16 protein-coding genes, 1 tRNA gene and 1 pseudogene are annotated in these 22994 nt (G+C 63.2%); 9 read left to right on the top strand and 9 right to left on the bottom strand.

Going from position 1 to position 22994, the window contains the following annotated elements:
• The first annotated feature begins 40 nt into the window (after positions 1–40).
• From AC5P5S_RS08290 to AC5P5S_RS08280, 3 genes are all read left to right on the top strand, one after another.
• Complete coding sequence (locus AC5P5S_RS08290) at positions 41–286, top strand: hypothetical protein (RefSeq protein WP_044570470.1); 246 nt, start codon at positions 41–43, stop codon at positions 284–286.
• A 97-nt stretch (positions 287–383) separates the two neighbouring features.
• A complete protein-coding gene (locus tag AC5P5S_RS08285; RefSeq protein ID WP_005410137.1) occupies positions 384–632 on the top strand; it encodes a hypothetical protein in 249 nt (82 codons plus the stop codon).
• 182 nt (positions 633–814) lie between these two features.
• Complete coding sequence (locus AC5P5S_RS08280; protein ID WP_062607313.1) at positions 815–2518, top strand: ATP-binding protein; 1704 nt, start codon at positions 815–817, stop codon at positions 2516–2518.
• A gap of 8 nt (positions 2519–2526) precedes the next feature.
• On the opposite strand, the gene AC5P5S_RS08275 is transcribed toward AC5P5S_RS08280, so the two are convergent.
• Positions 2527–4050: an FAD-dependent monooxygenase gene (locus AC5P5S_RS08275; protein WP_231336597.1), complete on the bottom strand. Its 1524-nt coding sequence runs from the start codon at positions 4048–4050 to the stop codon at positions 2527–2529.
• A gap of 82 nt (positions 4051–4132) precedes the next feature.
• On the opposite strand from AC5P5S_RS08275, the gene AC5P5S_RS08270 reads away from it, so the two are divergent.
• The gene (locus tag AC5P5S_RS08270) at positions 4133–4777 is read left to right on the top strand and encodes a TetR/AcrR family transcriptional regulator (RefSeq protein ID WP_231336598.1); all 645 of its coding nucleotides are present in this window, start codon (positions 4133–4135) and stop codon (positions 4775–4777) included.
• A gap of 73 nt (positions 4778–4850) precedes the next feature.
• Positions 4851–6992, top strand: a complete 2142-nt coding sequence (locus tag AC5P5S_RS08265) for a TonB-dependent siderophore receptor (protein ID WP_081113777.1) — start codon at positions 4851–4853, stop codon at positions 6990–6992.
• Positions 6993–7461: 469 nt separating this feature from the next.
• Here the strand turns inward: AC5P5S_RS08265 and AC5P5S_RS08260 are convergent, their stop codons facing one another.
• The 3 genes from AC5P5S_RS08260 to AC5P5S_RS08250 all read right to left on the bottom strand — a co-directional run bounded on the left by AC5P5S_RS08260 (position 7462) and on the right by AC5P5S_RS08250 (position 10169).
• Positions 7462–8784 carry a Smlt3024 family type IV secretion system effector gene (locus tag AC5P5S_RS08260; RefSeq protein ID WP_049407067.1) on the bottom strand — a complete coding sequence of 441 codons (1323 nt, stop codon included), beginning with the start codon at positions 8782–8784 and terminating at the stop codon, positions 7462–7464.
• Positions 8785–8806: 22 nt separating this feature from the next.
• Positions 8807–9670, bottom strand: coding sequence for a Smlt3025 familytype IV secretion system inhibitor (locus AC5P5S_RS08255; protein WP_062607322.1), 864 nt, complete (start codon positions 9668–9670; stop codon positions 8807–8809).
• Positions 9671–9821: 151 nt separating this feature from the next.
• The gene (locus AC5P5S_RS08250; RefSeq protein ID WP_005410145.1) at positions 9822–10169 is read right to left on the bottom strand and encodes a winged helix-turn-helix transcriptional regulator; all 348 of its coding nucleotides are present in this window, start codon (positions 10167–10169) and stop codon (positions 9822–9824) included.
• Between the two features lie 101 nt (positions 10170–10270).
• On the opposite strand from AC5P5S_RS08250, the gene acuI reads away from it, so the two are divergent.
• The 3 genes from acuI to AC5P5S_RS08235 all read left to right on the top strand — a co-directional run bounded on the left by acuI (position 10271) and on the right by AC5P5S_RS08235 (position 14588).
• A complete protein-coding gene (acuI, locus tag AC5P5S_RS08245) occupies positions 10271–11260 on the top strand; it encodes an acrylyl-CoA reductase (NADPH) (protein ID WP_049396600.1) in 990 nt (329 codons plus the stop codon).
• Between the two features lie 146 nt (positions 11261–11406).
• A complete protein-coding gene (locus AC5P5S_RS08240; RefSeq protein ID WP_049396598.1) occupies positions 11407–11727 on the top strand; it encodes a hypothetical protein in 321 nt (106 codons plus the stop codon).
• A gap of 107 nt (positions 11728–11834) precedes the next feature.
• Positions 11835–14588, top strand: a complete 2754-nt coding sequence (locus AC5P5S_RS08235; RefSeq protein WP_231336599.1) for a UvrD-helicase domain-containing protein — start codon at positions 11835–11837, stop codon at positions 14586–14588.
• A gap of 676 nt (positions 14589–15264) precedes the next feature.
• On the opposite strand, the gene AC5P5S_RS08230 is transcribed toward AC5P5S_RS08235, so the two are convergent.
• The 4 genes and pseudogenes from AC5P5S_RS08230 to AC5P5S_RS08215 form a co-directional block, all read right to left on the bottom strand.
• Positions 15265–15666 (bottom strand): ankyrin repeat domain-containing protein, encoded by a 402-nt coding sequence (locus AC5P5S_RS08230; RefSeq protein ID WP_043034632.1) that lies wholly within the window; start codon positions 15664–15666, stop codon positions 15265–15267.
• Between the two features lie 436 nt (positions 15667–16102).
• Positions 16103–17910: pseudogene (locus tag AC5P5S_RS08225) on the bottom strand (RHS repeat-associated core domain-containing protein); the annotation flags it as partial.
• 813 nt (positions 17911–18723) lie between these two features.
• Complete coding sequence (locus tag AC5P5S_RS08220) at positions 18724–19902, bottom strand: DUF6531 domain-containing protein (RefSeq protein WP_140416101.1); 1179 nt, start codon at positions 19900–19902, stop codon at positions 18724–18726.
• Between the two features lie 691 nt (positions 19903–20593).
• Positions 20594–20683, bottom strand: a tRNA-Ser gene (locus tag AC5P5S_RS08215).
• A gap of 124 nt (positions 20684–20807) precedes the next feature.
• Between AC5P5S_RS08215 and AC5P5S_RS08210 the strand changes: the two genes are divergently transcribed.
• Positions 20808–21878 carry a DUF4241 domain-containing protein gene (locus AC5P5S_RS08210; protein ID WP_049396719.1) on the top strand — a complete coding sequence of 357 codons (1071 nt, stop codon included), beginning with the start codon at positions 20808–20810 and terminating at the stop codon, positions 21876–21878.
• A gap of 81 nt (positions 21879–21959) precedes the next feature.
• Here AC5P5S_RS08210 and AC5P5S_RS08205 read toward each other — a convergent pair whose 3' ends face one another.
• On the bottom strand, positions 21960–22952 hold the full coding sequence (locus AC5P5S_RS08205; RefSeq protein ID WP_005410175.1) for a LysR family transcriptional regulator: 993 nt from the start codon (positions 22950–22952) through the stop codon (positions 21960–21962).
• Positions 22953–22994 lie beyond the last annotated feature (42 nt).

Raw genomic sequence — 22994 nt, 5'->3', positions numbered from 1 at the left:
TTGAATTCCATGGCCAGCCCGGCACCACCCGAGACCCCCCATGACCCTGCAGCCCCTGCTTCGCGCCTCCCTCACCGCCATTGCCCTGGCCACGCTCAGCGCCTGTGCCACGTATGACGACAGCAACATGCACCAGGCCTGCCAGGAGTCGCCGCATCTGAAGGACCTGCCACCCGAAGTGGCTGCCCGCGAGAGCCGCTGCAACAAGAGCATGGAAGTGTGGTCGAGCGAGCGCAAGGGCAGTGACAGGCCGATCGACCTGAGCGGCAAGAAGAAGGATCTCTGAGCCGCCGGGCATCTTGATCGTTCCAATGCATGCGGATGACCAGCCCGTCACGATCGGGGGGGCAGGATAAGGCCTCCCCATCACGACGACTTTCCCGATGCCGGCCACTGGTCACCCTGTCATCCATGCCTTTGAAGCTGTGTTCGACCTGTCTGGCGGGGTGGAGCGCATTACGGCGCTCACTGTCATCTGCCGGCATTGCTCTGAAACCCGCTCGGCCAGCGAAGACAATCTGGTCCAGCTGCCGGGCGGCGCCTTGTTCCGCTGCGACGGATGCGGCAGTCATCAGGCGGTGAGCCATGCGCGGGTTGCCGATTGGCAGGTGAATTCGCTTCTGGGTGTCTGAGGCTGCAATACGACGGTGCCACGACGCAGGCTGTTGGCGCAGGGATGATGGTGCAGTCAGAGGGCGCCCCGTGAGTCACCTCGTGCGCCGCGCAGGGCCGATGACAGCCAGGGCAAAGGAGCTGTGCAGGGCGCAATGACATCACCTCGGCTAAGCTGCGGCACCTTTCTTCGCGCACGGCCATGCATCCCTTCCCCCTTCCTGTCTCGGCACCCGATCAACTCGCCTACCGACTGCTGCAGGACAGCGACTGGGCCCGTTCCGCCGACGCGACCAACGCTCCTCCCGAACTTCGCGCTCTGCTGGCGATGATCCTGGATTCTCCGGAGCCGCTGTGGATCGCATGGGGCCGCGACAACAAGGCGTTCTTCTTCAACGATGCCTACCTGCCGATGCTGGGCGGCAAGCTGCACGGCGCCATGGGCAGCCGATTGGAAGACGTCTGGGCGGACGTCTGGGCCGACGTCGTCGATGCTGTCAACGACGCCTTTGGCGGCACGAGCCGCAGTTTCAAGAACATGCCGTTGATGATGGACCGTGATGGCACGTTGCGCGAGACATTCTGGACGTTCTCCTACTCGCCGCTGCGTGCCGGTTGCGGAGGCGTGGCCGGCATCATCTGCATGGTCAGCGAGCAGACCGAACGGGTGATCGAACGCGACCGGCACACCCGCCAGGTGGCGGCCATCACCGAGCAGGCACGCGAGGCCCATCTTGAACTGGTACGCGCCCGCGAACAGCTGCGGCAGTCGCAGAAGCTGGAGGCCATCGGCCAGCTGACCGGCGGCGTTGCCCACGACTTCAACAATCTGCTGCAGGTCATCACCGGTTCCGTGGACATGCTGCTGCATACCTGGCCGGCCGAAGATGCGCGCCTGCGCTATGTACAGGCGATCGAAACCGCCGCTGACCGCGCCACTCGCCTGACCGCCCAGCTTCTGGCGTTCTCGCGCAGGCAGAGCCTGTCGCCGCAGGTATTCGACCTCTGCGAGAGCGTACGCGCGCTTTCAGACATCATCACCACAGTGCTGGGTGCACGCATCTCCGTGTCGGTGAACCTGCCCGACGCCCCGTTGCCGGTGCTGCTGGACCGGACCCAGCTCGACACCGCACTGATCAACATCGCGGTGAACGCGCGCGACGCCATCGACGGCCACGGCAAGGTGACGATCGATGTGGAACAGCTGACATCGGTGCCTTCCGTGCGGTTCGCGGCGCCGATGAAAGGCAACTTCGCTGCGATCAGCGTCAGCGACACCGGTGCCGGTATCGATCCGTCCGTGGTGGACCGGATCTTCGAGCCATTCTTCACCACCAAGGGAGTGGGCGCGGGCACCGGGCTTGGCCTCAGCCAGGTGTTCGGCTTCGTCAAGCAGTCCGAGGGCGAAGTGGACGTACAGAGCCAGGCCGGTGTCGGTACGCGCTTCACGCTGTATCTGCCGCTGGCGCAGGCTAACGCCTCCATCGAGCTGCCGACCGCGCAACCGGGATTGCTGCATGGTCACGGATTGTGCGTGCTGGTGGTGGAAGACAATGTGGATGTGGCCGAATTTGCAGTCGGTGCGCTGCGCGAGCTTGAGTACAACGTCGTACTCGCGCGCAATGCCGACGAAGCACTGGCGGAGCTCGAGCGCGACGCTGCGCGTTTCCACGTGGTGTTCAGCGACGTGGTCATGCCCGGGACCAATGGGCTGGATCTGGCCCGCACCATCCGCAGCCGCCTGCCCGATCTTCCGATCATCCTCACCAGTGGCTACAGCGAACTGCTGGCCCGCGATCCAGGCCACGGTTTCACGCTGCTGCGCAAGCCCTACTCACTGAAGCAGCTGGCCTTGGTGATGACCGAGGCCAGCTGTCGCTCGCAGACGATGGTGACTGCGCATTAGCGGGCAGATCACCGGGTCGGACCGGTCCAGGAAGCAAGCGCTGAATCGAGGCCGGACATATCCCCCCGTGTGCCACAGGCCCAGGCAACGATGCCATCCGGGCGCACCAGCACCGCCCCCAGGCCCGACGCCACATCCCCGGTATCTGCGGCGCAGGCGATGGAAGGCTGCCAGCGTTGGCCATGCTGCGGCGGCGAAGACGCCGGGTCGAAAACAAGCAGCGCCCCCTGCCCCGCTCTCAGCAGTTCGCCCAGGCGGCGGCCATCGACCAACCGGAAGTCCGGCGCGCTCCTGCCGACCAGCGGGTGGTCCCCGTCAAGATCCAGCTGCTGCGAAACACCCCAGATCCGCTCGGCCAGATACGTGGCCCCATCGCGGGTGCCGGCCAGGTCGGCCATGATCGCTGCCAGTGCGCGCGAACCGGCCCCGGGTCGCATCAGCGCAACCTGCGCGCGCGACCAGTCCAGCACCTTGGCGCCCACCGGATGGCGCTCAGCCTGATAGCTGTCCAGCAGCGCCTCATCGGCCTTGCCCCGCGCCACGGCGGCCAGCTTCCAACCGAGGTTCATCGCATCGCCGATGCCGAGGTTCAGTCCCTGGCCGCCCAACGGCGAATGCATGTGCGCGGCATCACCTGCCAACATCACACGTCCGCTGCGATAGGCCGTCGCCTGGCGCGCAGCATCGGTCCATGTCGTGGCCAGGTGCAATGCAGTGATCGTTGCCTCGCAGCCAGACACCCGCCGCAGCAACGCTTGCGCGGTGTGCCGGTCCAGTGGCGTGCGATGGCCGGCGCCACCATCGAAATCGGCCAGCGCCAGCATGCCTGGCGGGTTGAAATTGCACATCCCGTGATCGGTGAACTGTCGGCCTGGTGTGAGTACACACCCATCTGCCAGTTCGACCAGCAGCGTGTACCCGGTGAACTCTGGCCCGGTTCCAGCAAAGAGGAAGCCCGATTGCTTGCGTACCGTGCTGCGGGCCCCATCACAACCGACCAGCCAGCGGCCGTGGACCCTGCCGGAGCCGGTGTGCACGGCAACCTGCGCCTCGTGCGCATCCACCGCCTGTACCGCACGCCCGCGTTCGATGCGCACGCCCAGCGCAGCCGCACATTCGGCAAACACCGCTTCCAGGGCCTGCAACTCCACCGCCATCTGGGTGCCCGCCGGTGTCGGCAGGCGCCAGCTCCAGCGCGCCTGGTCCACATCGTCCAGTGCAAATGGAATACCCGCGAAGTGCCCACCCAGCGCACGCGGCTGCGCCAGCCAATGAGCGGTGCCGGGCGGCGGTGCGCCCTTGTCGGGCTTGAGGACCTGTGTCGCGGCGACCGCGTCCAACAGGCCGCGCCGATCCAGTGCCTCCAGCGTGGGGGCGTTCAGGCCGCGCAGCCCGAATGGCAGGCGCTTCAACGGCGAATCAGCGGACCCGGCCTGTTCCAGAACCAGCACCGAACACCCGGCCTGGGCCAGTTCGCAGGACAGGAACAAGCCAACCGGGCCAGCACCGGCAATGACAACGTCGTACAGCATGGAGATTCCTTGTGAGCGCCGGGTCGGCGCTCTGGCGGCCCAAATGTTACACTCGGTGTACGTTTTAACAAGTGAACCGCCCATGACCTCGCCCCCTGGTCGTCGCGAACAACGCAAGGCCGAGACCCGACAAGCGATTTCGGACGTCGCCACCGAGCTGATCATCCGGCGCGGCTTCGAGGCCGTCTCCATGTCCGAGATCGCCGAAGCCGCGGGCGTCTCACGCAAGACGGTCTTCAACTACTTCGCCAGCAAGGAAGACCTGGTGTTCGATCGCGATGAGGAGGCGCGCATGCTGCTGCGCGAGGGCATGATGGCGCGCAGCGCCATGACCCCGCTCGCGGCCTTCCAGTCACTCGTGCGTGAGTTGCTGGAGGCCGGCCATCCGCTGCTGCGCATCAATACCGGCGCTGCCGCCTTCTGGGGCACCGTGGCCGAGAGCCCGGTACTGGTCGCGCACGCGCGACGCCTGCAGGCGCAGTTAACTGACGATCTGGCGCGATTGATGGCCGACGCTGTCGGCCGGCCCGAACATGACGCCGAAGCGCGACTGGGCGCGGCCATGCTGCTGGCGTCGATGGTGGCGGCCTATGAGAAAGGACTGGCAAGCCAGCTGCAGGGCGAGGACCCGCGTGAGGCCATGCGGCAGCTGATCGTGCGCGGTGCCGCCGGGGTACTGGTGGCCTTGGCGGGCACCCCGTATACGGACCCCGGCGCGCGTCCATAGCGCATCCGGGGAATAGGCGTCGAAGTATCGCAAATGCTAATCTTTCTCATTTGCAGACACGTGACCCTCCCCAATGCCCCTGCCCATGCCCCTGCAACGCACCCTGTGCCTGGCGCTGACCCCGCACGTGGCGACCCTTGCGCATGCAGCTGAGTCCTCCGCTGCCGCACCCAAGGATCTGGACAAGGTCGAAGTCCGCGGACGCGCACAGACACTGTATCGGGTAGACGATGCTGCGGTCGGCACCCGCACCGATACCCCCCTGGAGCTGGTCCCACAGTCGATCCAGGTCATCCCGCGTGAACTGATCGACGACCAGGCCGCGCGCCAGGTGACCGACCTCTATCGCAGCATCAGCGGCATCAGCTATTTCAGCTATGCCGGGGTGACCCTGCGCGGCTTCCGCCAGGAGAACGTGCTGTATGACGGCCTGCGCGGCGACCCGTACGCAGGATTTTCGGTGCCGCAGCTGTTCAACATCGAGCGCGTGGAAGTGCTGAAGGGGCCGGCAGGCGCACTGTATGGCGGGGGTGATGCGGGCGGTGTCATCAACTACGTGACCCGCAAGCCGAAAGCCAGCGACGAACGCCGCATCGAGGTCCAGCTCGGCGACAAGGACTTCCGTGCCGGATCGATCGAGGGTACCGGGCCGTTGAATGCCGCCGGCAGCGTACGCTATCGCGCCGGGCTCTATGCCGACAGTGAACAGGGCGTGCGCTGGAACACCGACAGCGAGAGCGTGATCGGCGACGCCTCGCTGGCCTTCGACGTTGGCCAGACCGGCGAGCTGGTGCTGCAGTTCACCGACATCACCCAGAACCTTGGCGGCAACCGCCTGCGTGGCGTGCCGGTCAACGATGCAGGCACGTTCCTGACCGACCGCCGCTGGAACCACAACGAGGCCAGTGATTTCCTCGACATGCGCGCCAAGGTGGCGCTGGCGCAGTACCGCTTCGCGCCGCTCGATTCTCTGGACCTGGACTTCGCCGCCCGCTGGTTCAGCAACAGCGAACACCAGATGTACCACGAGCCGATGGGCCTGATCGATCGCGACCGCGATGGCGTGGCCGAGTGGATGACCCGCCAGCTGCGCAACCAGATCCGCGACAACGAAGCATTCACTGCCAACGGCAATGCCGTCTGGCGGGTGACCACCGGCGCGGTTGAGCACAAGGTGCTGTTCGGTGCGGACGTGTACCAGCTGGATGCGGATTTCACTGCACAGACCGCCAACAGCGCTGACCTTGCACGTGGTGCGGGGCCGGTGCGCGGCATCGACCTGTTCAATCCCGTGTACGGCGCCAGTACCTGGCACGACTACAACCTGGCGGCCCTGCCCTGGCGCAGCACATCCACCCGCAGCAAGCGCCATGGCGGCTACCTGCAGGACGAACTGGCACTGGGCCCGCGCTGGCATGTGCTGGCCGGGGTGCGCTGGGATGGCTTCAAGGATGAGGATCGCATCACTGGCAACAGTGTGGATGGCAACGATCTCAGCTGGCGGCTGGGCAGCACGTTCACCGTGCGTGAGGGCCTGAACGTCTACGCCAACGTCGCCAGTGGTTTCGTGCCGCAGAGTGCCGCCAACCAGAACCCGGCCGCTGGCGGACCGTTCGATGCCGAGCGCAGCAAGCAGTGGGAAGTAGGCATGAAGTCGCTGCTGGCCGACCGTGTGGCCTTGAACATGGCGGTCTACCGGATCGACCGCAGCAACATCGTGCAGGCCACCGGCGAGGTGATCGGTGGCGTGAACCAGTTGGCCGCGCTGGGCCTGGTACGCAGCACCGGCATGGAGCTTGACCTGCTGGCCGACCTCAGCGAGCGCTGGGTGCTGAATCTGACGTACGCCTACAACGATGCGCGGGTGAAGGACGCCGGACCGAATGGCATCACCAACGCCTCAGGCGACCGATTCGCCAATGCGCCGCGCAACAAGCTGGGGTTGTGGACGCGTTATGACCTGCCGGCGATCAACTCCGCCATCGGTTTTGGCGCCGATCACGTCGGCGAACGCGTCAGCCTGGATGGGCAGACGGTCAAGGCCTACACCGTGTTCGACGTGAGCTGGAAGACCACGTGGAGGCAGTGGCAGTTCCAGGCCAACGTCAAGAACCTGTTCGACAAGGTGTACGCGGCCAGTGGCTTCATTGAACGCAACGGGCATTTCCCCGGCGATCCACGGCGGGTGTATGTGCAGGCGGCCTACAGCTTCTGACCGGAAGCACGTGTAGCGCTGATCCACTGCCGGCAAGCAGATCGTTGCCTGGCACTGGTCCACGCGTGTCCGAAACCGTCGGCACTTCCAGTCACTTGTGCACGATCTCCTCCGCCTGTAGCGTTGCCGTTGCCCAAGGAGGGCTATCAACGGAGTGAAGCATGAAGATTGGATTCAAGCTGTCTGTTGCTATTGCGGCTGCTGCACTGACCCTGGGAATCGGCAGTGCCTCCGCGCAGTCCCGCTGTACCCCTTGCTATACCGCGTATGACGCGTGCCTGGCGGCGGGTAATGGCGAGAAAGTCTGTTACCCGGCGTTTGCTCGTTGCCTGCGGAACAGCGGCTGCACCATCCCGTAAGCCACGCACTGCCGTGATGCGTGCCGGCCCCCATTTCGGGGGCTGGCATTGGCTGGCAGGCGCTGCGCCTTACTACTGAAAAGGTTCCATACGCGACTGGCGGTGTGATTTCATCCCATCCGCATCGCATGGTTCTCGCGCGCCTGCACATCAATTTCCTGCTGGCGTTGCGCGGCAGTCTGCTGGCGATCCAGGTCGACCGCTTTCATCTGCTGCAACGACTGCGCAACCGGCGTCTGTACTGCTATATCCGTGGGCATTGAAGCGCGCAGGTGGGCGGGGTCGGTCATCTCGCCCTGCACCACGAACACGTTCCGCCCTGCGGGAGCGTCGGCCGTCTGGGCGCTCAGCAGCACGTGATCGGCGCGTTCAAGCTGGTTGCGGCGGGCCAAGGCCATCACGCTCGCCACAAGACGCTCGCTGTTCTCATCGTGGGTACGTCCCGCGCTGGCATCGATCGCGGCCACGCCTTCGCGCACCTGCTGCAGCAATGTGTACTCACGGTGGCCAGGACCAATGTCGGCCAGACGGGTCGGCGCCTGTGAGGGATCCGCCACGTCGTCCACGGCTGCGGTAAGCGGGCTGCGGGTAATGGTCCGATATGGGTCGTCCGGGTGGAACTGGGTTCGCTTCTCCAGGCGCTCCAGACGAACCTCGCGCGCGTCGTTGAGTTCGGCGATACGTGAGGGATCGGTGATCTCGCGCAGCGACATGTGACCGCCGCCCGCACTGATGCTGGCCCATTTCCTGTCCGCCTCGAAGTACATCGCGTAGTAGCTGTTGCCACCGATGACGTTCGGATCGACCGCCGAGCGCCCTTCCAGGGCCTGGGTGGCTTCCAGCACGCTCAACCGGGTGAGGTACTGGCCGCCTTTCGTCCATCCCATCTGGCTGATGGCATCGACGCTGGTGTTGCCTACACGCGGGCCTCCGGCGTAGTCATTGTTGAGCATGTTGGTCCAGATCTGTTCCAGCTTCGCGGGGCCGCTCTTCTGCTCAGCCGCCTGCAGCAACACGCGCGGCGTCCAGCAGTTGGGATCGAGTTCATGCCGTTCAAATGCACGGTCGTGAGCCAGCATTACATCCTTGCCGGGAAGATTCAGTGCCAGGTCTGGGCGGCCCTGCTCCATCCAGTACAGGCGTCGCTCCAGGTCCTGGCGCAGAAGCGTCTGCCCAAACATCTCCCATTGGCGCTCGCTCAGCTGCGCATCGGGAAAGCCGGAGCCCTTGCCCTCCTGATCACGGGCGTAATCCTGCGCGTAGCTGTTTGCAACGCGGCCTGGCAGGCTGTCGTTGCGAACAACACCCAGCGCAAGCGTGCCATAGCCATCCGCATCTGGCAGCTGCGACAGATAGTTCCAGTACAACTCGCGGTTTCCGGCCTTGGCATAGCTGGCCAGAATCTTGAGATTCTCTTGCGTCAATCCACTCATAGCCTGCTCCTGAGTGCATTCACTACCGGACGCGGGAGCGCGCGAGAACATCCCGCACCGCATCTTCCATCCGCTTCCAGTCCGCCAGGAAGGCCCGCTTGTAGTTCAGCGAGATGGAAAGCTTGTTCTCCACATCCGAGAAATAGTGGAAGCACCCCGCGGCGGCTTGTCCTTGCTCACTGATGACCTGATCGCCCTGCAGGCGAACGCCATCCCCCCGGAACGCCGTGCTTTCGCATTTGATGAATGTGGCCAGGCCGCCGTTGGGAGCGCGCGCGATGTACCAGTCATCTTCAAAGGCAGGATTGCGCGTGGGCGGTTTTCCATAGCGTGCTTCGTATTCCTTCGAGAAAACCCCCATCCTCGTTTCATCGATGGCGTAAGGCGTCAGACCCATGACGTCGGGCCGCGCAATGCGCAGATCGAGCCGATCCCGAGGATCCCCTCGCTCCACCGATCCTTCCTCGGTGGATGCCTGGTTAGAGGACAATCGCTCCAATGATGTTTCGATTGGCGCGCGATCGATGTAATCGATCGCCACAGCAATCTCCTTCCGGAAATCATTCGTACGCGGATTCGCCCGCGCACCCGGCGCCGTCGGCTTCATGTCCGGCCACTCGATGACCAGCGTCACGCCCTCGCCCGGCCACGGTGCGATCTGGCTGTCCAGGTAGTTGGCTGGAATGCGGAAGGTATTCGGCCCGAGCTTCACGTCCACGGGCGCATCGGTATAGGTGTGGCCGTTGATCGTGCGGCCGGTCTGGGTTGCGCCGGACATGGCGGAATTCCTTTCGTGTTCGTTGGACGGTGGCCGCGCACAGGCGCCGGCACTCACTGCAACGGCAAGTGCAAGCGTCAGACACCGGCTGGGGGACATCACGTGCATGGGCATTCCATTGCAGGGTTCCAGCGCCACTATAGGCAACCGGGCGTCCACGGAACAGGAACCGCATCGCAGCCCTTCATGAAACCAGGCTGCGCGCCACATACGCTGCCTGCAGTACTGCGGATACTGCTTCGGCACTCCACTCCAGGTCTCAGCCGTTGCTGTCCGTGCCTTTATGGCCGCGATAGGTTTCACCCCACTCGCGCATGGCAAGCAGCACCGGCACCAACGTGCGACCGAATTCGGAAAGCTCGTACTCCACCTTCGGCGGCACTTCCGGGTACACGTGGCGGATCACCACCCCGTCAGCCTCCAGTTCCCGCAGCTGGCTGGTCAGCATGGACTGGGTGGCGTTGGGCACACGCCGGGTCAGCTCCATGAAACGTCGCTTGCCTGTCATCAGGTGAAACAGAATGATCGGCTTCCACACGCCGCCCATCACCGACAGCGTGACTTCCACCGCGCAACCGCTCTTGCCATCCCAACGCCTGCTACGCATGCATACTCCGGAAAACCATAGTACCTACGGAAATTCATCGTTCTTGTTGCGATAACGGTGCGAGCCTAGCATGGCCCCATTCCTTGAATGTGAGGCCCAGCATGACGTTCAAAGCACTGCTCACCCGCAAGACGAACAACCAGGTTTCGACCGAGCTGGTCGATTTTGATGAAGCCGATCTGATGGACGGCGACGTTCTGGTGGACGTCGAGTACTCCACGCTGAACTACAAGGATGCGCTCGCCCTGACCGGCAAGAGTCCGGTCATCCGGACGTTCCCGCTCATTCCCGGCATCGATCTGGCAGGTGTGGTGCTGGAATCCAGCAGAGCCGACTTCCAGCCAGGCGACCGCGTTGTGCTCAATGGCTGGGACCTGAGCATGGGACATCACGGCGGGCTGGCCCAGCGCGCGCGCGTGCGGGGCGAATGGCTCAACCGGATTCCCGGCAACTTCAGCACCCGCGACGCCATGGCCATCGGTACCGCAGGCTATACCGCCATGCTGTGCGTACTGGCCCTCGAACATGCGGGGCTGACGCCCGAAAAGGGCGATGTGCTGGTGACCGGCGCCAACGGTGGCGTCGGTTCGATCGCGGTGGCGATCCTCTCAAAGCTGGGCTATCGCGTGGTGGCCGCCACCGGGCGCCCGGAACACGCCGAGTATCTGCACAGCCTGGGTGCCGCCGAGATCATCGACCGCGCGCAGCTTTCAGAACCGCGCGAGCGGCCGGTGAGTGCCGAGCGCTGGGCCGGGGTGGTGGATGTGGCCGGTGGCCCTACCCTCGTCAACGCCATTGCCGAGACGAAATACCGAGGCACCGTGGCCGCCTGCGGGCTGGCGCAGAGTGATGAGCTGCATGGCTCGGTGCTGCCCTTCATTCTCCGCAACGTGACGCTTGCCGGCGTGGATTCGGTGAATGCGCCGCAGGAGGTTCGCCAGCGCGCCTGGGATCGGCTTGCGACTGACCTGGACCCGCAGAAGCTGGAAAGCACCGTGCAGCAGATCGGCCTCGCCGAGGTGCTGGATGTCTATGAGCAGATCATTCCGGGCAAGGTGCGTGGGCGGATTGTCGTGGATGTGAATGCGTGAGCAGATCGTCTGGATCAACTGCATCTGATGCAGCTTCCATGCTGCGGCGAATGGTGAACATGCAGTAAAACGACGCGGGCGGTGGTGTCCCCAAGCCACTGCCGCTCGCATACGCTCGGGTTCCCATCGCTGCCTGGACACCCGACATGCCAATGACCGCGTTCGCACTTGCCGCTGCGCTTTCGGGCCTGCCCGACATCACCTGGGAGCGCGAGCGCGCCGAGGATGCGCACCAGCTCATGCTGTGCCAGATCTATCGCGATGCGCTGAAGCAGAACGAGGGCAAGGACGATGCCTATCCACGTGCCAAAGCGGTCTGCGACCTGCTGGCACGCGAGTACAAGGACAAGTGGGATTTCAATGCGCAGGATGCCCTGGCCGCTTCGGCGGTGGATCTGGACGAGCTGATCCGACGCGGTGATGTGGTGGAAGTACCGCCGACGAAGCAGGAGCGCGCCTACGAGTGATGGCGTGCCCGCGGGCAAGGCCGCACGCATCTTCAAGGGCCCTTATCATGTGGGCCTGGGGGCGCTGTACGCCCCACTGAGGCTTGCGGGGCAGTATCTGGATGTCTATGGAATGGCGCCCTTCGGGCTGGGGCCGACGCTTGACCCGTTCGCCCCATTGGTCGCTGCGGCTTGATGGCGAGTACGTTGAACTCAGTGTCTCCGGCCAGCAGTACCGGCTGCGCGTGGATGATGATCAGCAGGTGCAGGTCCATCGAGGGGTCTTCTGGTCACGGGTCGAACTGCAGACCGGCGATGCTGCCGGGCTGTGCGTGGACGGGCTCCCCAACGGACCAGCGTCCCGGCTTGCGGGGGCCCTGCAGCACCTGCTCTTTGCGCGAACCACGCGTGGACGCAAGGCCCTGTTCGACACGATTCTGGAGCAGATCCAGTCCTGGTTGAGCGACGCGGATGCCCTCATCGATCGTGGCGGTGCCGGCCGCCGCTGGATCACCCATGAGCAGCAGCAGGCGCTGCTGGCGAAGCGCTCAGACCTGCCCCTGCAGCCGCCTGAGCTGGAGCAGCTGTTCCGCGATGAAGACGTGCATGAAGATCTGCATGCGGACAGCCATCGCGCAGCGCTGGACGCCCTGCGCGACTGGAACCTGGATTGGCCCGCTGCCTGGGCCGAAGCCAATGAGGCCATGACCCTGCGCGAGCTGGTGTTGGCCAGGGGCTTCCTGGGCCGTGTCGAGAGCAAGCCGCTGACCGAGGAACAGGCCCGCGCCGTCATCTGCTTCGACAATCGGGTGCAGGTCGTGGCCGCGGCCGGCTCCGGCAAGACCTCCACGATGGTCGCCAAGGCCGCTTATGCCATTGACCGCGGCTTTGTCGAGCCCGAACGCATCGTGATGCTCGCCTTCAACAAGGATGCGGCCAAGGAACTGGAGGAGCGTGCGCAGCGAACCTTCGATCGACTCGGCATGGGCAACACCGTGGTTGAGGCCCGGACCTTCCACGCCCTGGGCCTGGCCATCATCGCCAGCGCCACCGGCCGCAAGCCCGACATCCCCGAATGGGCCATTGACGCCACGCTGGGCTTCAACAAGCTGGCCGAACTGGTGGACGACCTGAAGGATCGCTCGATCCACTTCCGCACCCAATGGGACATGTTCCGCCTGGTGTTCGGGCGCGACCTGCCGGCATTCGGCGCGGAAATGGAGGCCGATGGCTACGACCGCGATGGCACGCCCTACATCCGCACCCTGCAGGGTGAGCGGGTGAAGAGCCTGGAAGAATGCGTGATCGCCGACTGGCTGTTCTACAACGGCGTGACGTACGACTACGAGCGACGCTACGAATTCGATACGGCAACCGACACCCATCGCCAGTATCGCCCCGACTTCTATTACCCGGACGCCGGCCTGTATCACGAGCACTTTGCGCTGGATGCCGATGGCCAACCGCCGCCGCACTTCGCCCATTACGCCGATGGCATGCACTGGAAGCGCCAGCAGCATGCGGCACGCGGCACCGCCCTTGTCGAAACCACTTCGTTTGGTCTGCGCAGTGGACATGCCCTGCAGGATCTTGCGGAGAGGCTTGGCGAGTCCGGTGTCGAACTCGACCCCAACCCCGACCGCGAGCTGCCCGAGCAGGGCGCAAAGCCCATGCCGGACGCGGATCTGATCGGGCTGATGCGCACCTTCATTGCCCATGCCAAGAGCAACTGCCTGACGCTGGACGATATGGCGGAGCGCCTGCGACAGATGCCCGAAGACCAGTTCAAGGAACGGCATCGGCGCTTCCTGGAAATCGCCAGTCCTGTTTTCCAGGCCTGGGACAACGCACTGGCTGACGAGCACGGCATCGATTTCGAAGACATGCTCAACATGGCGGCCGACCTGCTCGAACAGGGCCGCTATGAATCGCCCTACGAACTGGTGATGGCCGACGAATTCCAGGATGCCTCGCGCGCCCGCGCCCGGCTCTGCCGAGCATTGGTAAGTAAACCAGGACGCTACCTGTTTGCAGTAGGCGATGACTGGCAGTCGATCAATCGCTTCGCCGGCGCCGACGTTTCGGTGATGACCGGATTCCGCGAATGGATGGGGCATGGCCAGGTGCTGAAACTGGAGCAGACATTCCGCTGCCCGCAGGCGCTCTGCGATGCGTCCAGCCGCTTCATCAGCCGGAATCCAGCGCAGATTGCCAAGGCGGTTCGTTCTGCCGCACCGGCAATGGGGCCAGTGCTGCAAGCGTTCCAGATGAATCGTCGCGAGGAGCTGCAGGATGGCGTTCGCCAGTACCTCGCCAGGCTGCATCAGCAGCTGTTGTCAGGCGCGGTGCCGCAGGGCCGCAATGGGCGCGTGACTGTATTCATCCTGGGGCGGTATCGCGCCGATCGCAGCGCGGTACCACCGGATTGGAAGACTGCCTTCGGCAGCACGATGGACGTGGAGTTCCTCACGGTCCATCGGTCGAAGGGATGCGAGGCGGACTACGTGATTCTGCCGGGCATGATCAACCGCAGCTTCCCGAGCCTGCGCTCGGATGACCCGGTGCTTTCCCTGGCAATGCCGGAGGGTGATACCTACCCGCTGAGCGAAGAGCGGCGGTTGTTCTATGTCGCGCTGACGCGTGCGCGACGCTCGGTGGCCATGTTCACCCTACAGGGGAAGCGTTCGCCGTTCCTGGACGAGCTGGTGAAGGACGGAGCAGTGGAAGTGACCGCGATTTCAGGCGCAGCCATCCACGAAGAGCGCTGTCCGGTGTGCAAGGTCGGCGTGTTCGTGGACCGCAATGGGCCGCATGGGGCCTTCCGGTCGTGCTCGAGTTACCCGTTGTGCCATAACAAGCCGAGGGGTGGGCGGCCTGGGTGAATACACCCTGCTCCATCCACATGCGCCTGACTCAGGGTGCCGGCCCTGAGCCATGGCACCTCCGGAAAAGAAAAAGCCCCTCCTGGGCCGAAGCTTTCGTCTGAATGGAGGCGGAGTTGCGAGGCATCGCAAAGACCCCGCACGTCCTCACGACGTCTTCTTACGGGATCATGCAACCTCCGTACTGCAGATAATGGTGAACACACAGCGAAGCTCCACGAGCGGCGGTGACCTCAAGCCACTGCCCCGCTCATACGCTTCCGCGCGGACACCCGAAATGTCAATGACTGCATTCGCGCGTGCCACAGCGCTTTCAAGCCGGTCCGGCATCACCTGGGAGCGCGATCGCGCCGAGCATGCACACCTGCTCATACTGCGAGGAACCCATTGAGATGCGCTGAAACAGAATGTGGGGAAAGACGATACCTGTCCCCGAGTCAGCGCGGTCGGTGACCTGCTTGCGCGAGGCACAAGAACAAGTGAGAGTTCGAGGCGCAGGTTGGGCTCAATGCATCAGCAGTCGATATGAACGAGCTGATCCAGCCTAGCGCGCCAGTGGAAGTGTCGCCGACGAAACACGATGGCACCTACGAGCAATCACGCGCCATCCTGACGCCGCGATCCTCTCAGGCCGCCGAGAACTGCAGAGTCAAGAGCGCGCTCCATTACCCACACCTCATCGACCTCGAACCTTCCCCGGCGACCCGCTCTCGATCTGCTCGACCAGCTCATTGAAGACGGGCCTCCTCTTCATTATTTCCAGCACCGAATCGCCCACCTCATCCAAGATCATGGGGTCCGCACCACAGGAAAGAAGATAGACAACGGCCTCGAAACCTTCATTAATCACCGCATTCGCCATCGGCGTCAGCCCAATATCTCCGAGCACGTCAATATTCGTCACGAACGGCATCAGCCCCTTCAGCAGCTCCACGTCATTGTTGAACGCCGCTACATGCAGCGGTGTATCGTCATCGATCCCATGGCTTTCAGGGCACGTCAGCTCGCAGCCTTCGAAGGTGTGGTAATCATCGAACCTCGCAAGCAGCCTCTTCAGTTCCGGATCAGTTGCACTCATCGGGGCACTCCCTCCGAAGTCTCTCTTCAAGGATCTTCAGCTCCGCCCAATCTCTGGCATTCACCGCAGCATGGCGCCCTCCAGGGTACTTTGGCGTCATCCATCGCATGTCCCATGAATGCCGCGCCAAGGCAAGCTTCTTCATGTACTCGATTCTATTCCTAAGATTTCTGCATGGATCCTCATCCCGCTTATATCCCTGCTGATTCAACTCTTTGTACTTCCGGTACTCGAGATCCCTTCGTTCCTTATCGGTCAACCACGCCGAATTCATCAGCGCCCCCAACAGCGACGCGTTGCCGCTTGTCGGATCGAGCCACGCACCGAGATCCATGAACTGCGCTGCCGTTGCACTCGATGCCACAACGCCTGCGGTATCCATCTCCGAGCTCCGCCCTGTATCGGCCAGCTGTCCAGCCAAGCGCTGCAGCTCGCGAAGACCCTTTGGGTCAACGCGCTGGACAGGCCGAGCACTTACATAACTGAATGTTGAAATACCCCCAGCGAGCCCAATCGGATCGCTTTGGGAGTAGCGCCCCACTACTGGGTCATACTCGCGTTGATAGTTGTAGAACAACCCGGTCGCTTCCGTCGCCTGCTGCCCCGGGAAACGAAGTGAAAGGTCGAATGCCACGCCATCTCCATCTGGATCCGTATTCGGCATCTGATTGCCGAATACTTCGCTCTTGCTGCTCCATTCCCATATGGCAGTGTTGCGGACAGGATCGACCACGACGCGCGGCGTTCCGAGGTGATCGGGCTGGATGTAGACCAACTCCGGAGAACCAGCGTCTGCAGAGCTGATCAATGCCACTGGATAGTCTTCAAGCCAGATCGCCTGCTGCGACCGACCTGATTCAAAGTGGTCGCCCAGCCATTGCCCGGCTTCGTCATAGAGGGTGATCTGCTTATCACCGCCGAACGGAACGCGAAGAATGCGCTCCCCTAGGTGATTGTATGCGTAGCCCTCAAGCAAATTCCCGTCCTGCTTCACCGCTGCCATGCGATTGGCGTCGTTGTACACGTATTCCTTGCCTTCCACGCGAACGGTGTTGCCGGAGGCATCATGATCGCGCCCCACACCATCCACAGCCGTCAGGTGATGACTCGTCGCGGGATAGGTGTAGAGCGAGGCGCCACCCGCGGTCTTCAGCGACGTGCGGTTACCAGTGGAATCGTATGCATAGGTTTCGATGGGCGTTGCGGTGAGCCCATCCTGAGTCTGCGTGAGGCGCCCCAAGGCATCATAGGCATAGCGGGCCATCACCTGCGAGCCACTGCCATTCTTCAGCGCCACGATGGAGCCAACGGGATCGTAGCTGTAGCTCTGGGAGAGCCCCCGGGAGTCGGATCATTCACAGCCTGTGCGCGATAGTCGAGATCCAGAGAACGATCCAGCCGCCGACCATTGCCATACGTCCAGCCGATCGCCGGACCGAAGGCGGCGTAGGCTACGTCCTTCACCACGACCTGCCGGGCCTGACCAAGCCGGGTCAGGCCAATTTGATTCACACGATCAAAGCCATCCCGGACGTAGTCGACAATGCTCCCGTCCGGGTACACCAATGTCGCAAGGTTTCCGGATGGACTGTAGGAGTATCGCACTGTCCGTGTCAGACCATTGATCGTCTGCACCTTCCGGGTGATCTGGCCAAGCCGACCGTAGCAATACAGCGTGCTGCCGCCAGCATGCTGCACCTCGCCGAGCCTCCCCTTTGCAAACCGCTCGTCGGCAGGGCACGACTCTGGCGCCAGGTCATAGCTGTAGCTCACGTCAAGACTGGTATCCGGGTAGGCAATTCCAATCACCCGATCCAGAGCATCGTACCGATACGAAGCAGTAACACCACGGGCATCGGTGAACGTCCGACGGTTACCACCGGAGTCAACCGTGTACAGACTGGCACCGCTGTCTGGACTGACTTGCCCAGTCAGGTCGCCGTAGCCGTTGTAGGAATAGGTTGTAGACAGCCCCTTGGGATCAGTTACCCGGGTCACCTGATCCATGGCGTTGTAGTGCGTACGGACTTCCACATTCAAACCGCCGACATCCTGAAGGGACAGCACAAGGCGATTCAATGGATCGTATTGCTGTCGGTTCTTGCGGCCCAGAGCATCGGTCGTGGAAGCGATGTTACCGTTGGCATCGTAGGAGAAATCAGTGGGATTGGCGCCGGCATCCGCCTCTGTCGCCAATTGCCCGAACTGGTTGTAGATCCGGCTGAGCGCTCGCTTCAGTTCGCCATTTACATCCCGCGTCTCTTCCGCGACGCGATTCCCCGCATTGTCCAGGATGAAGGTGATTGAGTTTCCTTGGCTATCGGAAATCGCCGTCAATCGGTGAGCTACGTCGTAGGAGTAGGAAATAGATGATCCATCTGGCTGTGTCACCTGCCTGACTAGGCCTGTGGGCCAGTAGTCGAGACTGATCGCGCGCGCACCGGCGCCGGATGCGGAATCAAATCTGACAATGGCTGGCCAGCCACGTGGATGGTACGCAATCTCGGTAACGATGCCATTGGGGTCTTTGACAGACGTCGGTCTTCCAGCCCCGTCATAGGCAAGCACCTCGGAGATGTGACCCGCTGCGTTAACGACTTTCCACAGGTCGCCTTTCCTGTAGAGGCATGAGCCGGAGCCCGCAGCGCAGCCCGCATCGCTGCTGGGATAGTAGACATAGGAGGTCGTGTCAGTGACATCCAATCGGGGTCCGTCGACCTGAGTAAGCAGACCAAGCAATGGGCACCGCGCTGCAGCCACATCGTCCGCTTCGCAGTAGGTGCTTGTCGTGGTTCGCGTCTCGCCCGTCGCCGGATCGACCTGCGTGGCAGCCAGCGCTTGCCCGCGTGCGTTATAGGTCCAGGTGGACTTGGATACCAATACGTTCGCCGCATCAAGAATGCGGCGCTCGACCGGCACCCTTAAACTGGAATGCCAGTCGGTCTGCACGGTTCGCCGCAGACCCGTTGCATCGTTGGCAGCTTCGACACGCTGGACTTCGAGCAGGCGCGCGTTGTGACTGAATGTTGTCTCGTTACCGGCAAAGTCCACCGATGACTACACCATGCCATTCCCATCATAGGTCTTGGCCCTGGCGGTGTTGCTACACCCCAGACACAGCTCATCGAGGGACGCGAGCCGGGCGACACGATGCTTCACATCGAAGCCATAGTGGCGCACCTTCCCCAAGCTGTCGGTGACAGTCGTCGTGCCATCGTCATTGAACGCTAGCAAGGTTCTATCGATGGTACCCGTCGCGTAGTCACCGTGGACACTCAAAACACCACGCCGATAGCCATCGTAACCCCAGCTCGCGTAGCGCTGACCACTTTCATCGGTGATGCCCGTCAACGTGTGGGGCTGGGAAACACCAGTCGTCTGATCCAATTCGTTGTAGTGGTAGCGACGGACGGACTCACCGGCTGGCGCTTCCGGATAGGAAACGCTGACCAGATCCCCATCGGCGTAGCCATATCGGATAGCACGCCCGGTTGGCAACGTAACCGATGCGACCATTCGATCCTTGTACGTGAAGACCAGACTTCGCCCTTCGGGGTCGGTTACCTTCTCCAGCCTCTTGATGCCATCCGCATAAGCATTGGACAGTACCTGTCGATGACCGCCAAGATCGGTGATCGATGTGAGCAGACCATCACGATCATAGGTTTCTACGGTGCCGTCGCCGCGCGAATAGGTGAACGAGCTGAGTGCCCCTCCACTCATGAAAACACTGATCCTACCTGCAACATCTGCATCGCTCAGCCACTCATCGCCAACGCGAGTGAAGCTCTGCCGCGCTCCATTTGAGCGCCGCGCAATGATCCGATACATCACATAGTTGCCATCCGTCACCGGATAAAGGCGTGCTGAGTACGAATGCGTCCAACCCGCCCCCATCGGCAGAGGATCACCTTCAAGCGCCCGACCGCTGTTGTATGTCCTCTCCAGGCTCAGCGGGAAGACGCCCGCACCAACAAAGTCGACTTCATGCTGCCGCTTGTTGCCGGTGGCGCTGTCAATGGGATTGCTTCCGTTGCCTCCCGCAATGAGACAATTGCTGTCGCATTTCGGTGAGCCGTACTCGCCAGTTTCAGGATCCTCGAGACCGGGAAGCGGATACTCGGGTGGGCCGTCTTTCTGAACGCATCGCCCTGCGCGCCTGCTCCACTTCTCCTCGGAAGGACACCCAAACCCCCAAGCTGCCACATGCAATCGTGACTGCCCCACAGGACGCATGAAAGCGTGAGGTCCAGGCGGGTTTCCGATCCAACCGACCCCATATCCAGGTGCGCAATAGTTGTGCCCAGCGTATGCAGGCAGTGTTGCCTGGCATGTAGCCATTGCCTGCTGCATAGACGTGTATGCACGCGCTGCAGGGGACATCGCACAGCCCGCCACAAAGAGAAGCGTAATCATCAGCCGAGCGGCAAGCCAGCTGATACCTGCTTCAGAAAGAAATGTACCCGGACTTCCCCGTCGGATCTTCCTCATGACCTTACCTCTTCCTTGAAATTGCCGATCGAACTTGCCTAGCAACAGCATTTCGCAGCGGGTACGGAGGCTTCGACATGTACATAGGACCATATCGATGCAGCGCTGCCCGTCGCTCCGATCCAACTGTGCTGCTATCCATTGCTAACCATCAGCCGATGCTTCCAGTCGGCAGGCGGGGCAACAAGCTTCTTGAGGAAGCTACACGATGCCCGCATCAATGACATTGCCCATAAGCGTCAACTGAGACAATTGGCAGCGAATCTGGGCATAGCCGAACGAGATCGACCCACCAGTTCGTGCAGCAATATCCGGCACAACCGGAGTCAGACTGATGACACGAGCCCTCAACTGACGGCATTCGCCCACGAGATCCTTCTCGCACTGTCCGGAAAAACAAAAGAGCCCCTGTTTCCAGGGGCTCTTCTGAACCTCTTGGCGGAGAGAGTGGGATTCGAACCCACGGAAGGTTTGACCCTTCGCCGGTTTTCAAGACCGGTGCCTTAAACCGCTCGGCCACCTCTCCAATCTGGTCCCGGTCGCCCGGGCAGCGGCGTATTCTCGCACGTGAAGGCCATTTGCCCAAGACCACCCTTGCCCCCGCCCCTCGCATCCGGCACGGTGAGGGCTCGACTGCATCCGGAGCCGCCATGGCCCACCTCGATCTGGCCAACCTGCGCACCACCCTGCTGGACGATACCCAGCTGGCCGCAGTGGCCCTGCATCGCACCTTCGCCGGACACCTGCCGGTCAACAGCGGGCATCTGGTTGTCTGCGATCCGCTGGTGCAGGCCGAGGCGCCGGCGCTGGCCGACTACACCGCGCCGCTGGGCCGGCATCCGGTCGAAGTCATCGTGCACAGCGGCCGCCCGGCGTTGGCCGTGGTCTGGTTCAAACCCCGCGAAGCCCTCACTGCGTCTGCCCTGCACTGGCAGATGGCGCGCTGGACCACGCAGGACCTGACCGGCCTGGATGAAGACAGCTTCATCGGCTATCCGGTCGACGCTGGCATCGGCTGCTTCATGGACACCGACACCCAGCGGGCGCTGCTGGCCCTGATCGAACAGGCCGATGGCGACGAAGACAACGCGTGGTCGGATGCGCTGATCGACCATGACGGCCTGGATGAAGGCGCCGAGTACCGCCCCTGGGGCGAGGACTCACCGCACGGCCTGGTCGTATTCACCAGCGGCTGGGGCGACGGCGTCTATCCGAGCTACTGGGCGCTGGATACGTCCGGCATTCCGGTCGCTCTGGTCACCGATTTCCTGTGCATCCAAGGCGGTGATGGGCGCGACCAGCGCGAGATCGCCGACCAGGCGTATCGCGACAACCTGCCAGCTGCGGAGGCCGAGGCGCTGGCGCGACTGGTGGCCGCCGTGGAGCGCGATGACGTGGAGGCACTGCGTGCCCTGCTGGAGGATGCGCCGCAGCGCGCCAACCAGATCGAGCCCGGATGCGGTGGCACCGCCGTGTTCGAGGCGATCCGTCTGGATCGCCCAGAGGCGTTGCGGGTACTGCTGCAGGGCGGCGCGCTGCCGGCAATGCCCGAGCGGCTGCACATGAGCAAGGTGACCAGTTACCTGGACTACGCGCGCTTCCTGAAGAAGCCACGCAGCGCGGAGCTGATGGCGGTGCTGGAAGCACCGGTCATTACCGAGCCCAGGCCGGCCGCACCGCCGCGGCGCAGCTTCTGGGACCGGCTGTTCGGCCGGAACTGACCGGGGCCGAAAAGTAGCAACGCCGGGCATGGCCCGGCGCTACCGTTTCACAGATTGGCGGTGCAGTTGCGGGTAGGTGCCTCAGCCCGCGTCCACCGCCAGCGCGCCCAGCGCACTGGCCTTGATCCGCTCCTTGGCCTTTTCACAGGCGCCACCGCAATCCAGGCGCGAGGCCTCCAGTTGCGGCGGCAGATGTTCGGCCAGGAAGTCGATGAACACGCGCACCGCCGGCAGCAGGCCGCGGCGCGAGGCGAACACGGCATGGCACACGCCCTGCGGCAGCGACCAGTCCGGCAGCACCACTTCCAGCTCGCCGTTGCGCACGGCGTCGGCGCACACGGTTTCCGGCAGCATGGTGATGCCGAAACCGTCCTTCACCATGCTCTGCAGCAGCGGGAAGTCGAAGCCGGCCACGCGCGGCTGCAGGTCGACCCGGCGCACTTCGCCTTCCGGCCCGTGCAGCTCCCAGCGTTGGCGGGCTTCGTCTTCGCTGATGCTGAGGGTGACGTGCTGGGTCAATTCTTCCGGATCCTTCGGCCGGCCGGCGCGGTCCAGGTACTTCGGGCTGGCCACCAGCAATTCCTGCACCTGGCCGAAGCTGCGCATCACCAGGCTGCCGTCATCGTCCAGGCGCGAGCGCACGCGCAGGGCCACGTCGTAGCCTTCGTTGATGATATCCACGCGGCGGTTGCTGATGTTCAGCTGCAGGCGCACCTTCGGGTACTGCTCGAGGAACTTGGGCAGCAGCTTGGGCAGCTGCATCTGCGCCAGCGACACCGGCACGCTGGCGCGCACCACGCCGCGCGGTTCCGCGCTGAGGCGGTCGACAACTTCACGCGCGGCCTGTGCCTCGGCCAGCATGGTCTGGGCGTGGCGGTGCACGCTGGTGCCGACATCGGTGACCGCGAAACGGCGCGTGGAGCGCTGCAGCAGGCGCACGCCCAGGTCGGTTTCCAGCTGGCTGATGCGGCGGCTCAGTCGCGACTTGGGGATACCCAAGGCGCGCTCGGCGGCGGCGAATCCGCCGTGGTCGACCACCATCGCGAAGTAGTACAGATCATTCAGGTCATGCATGCCCGAGTTCCATATCTAGAACAATACGTGGCATTCAATCAC

This window comes from Stenotrophomonas sp. YJH_SMC_54, from assembly GCF_059368435.1.
This window is presented reverse-complemented; position numbering and strand designations above follow the sequence as displayed.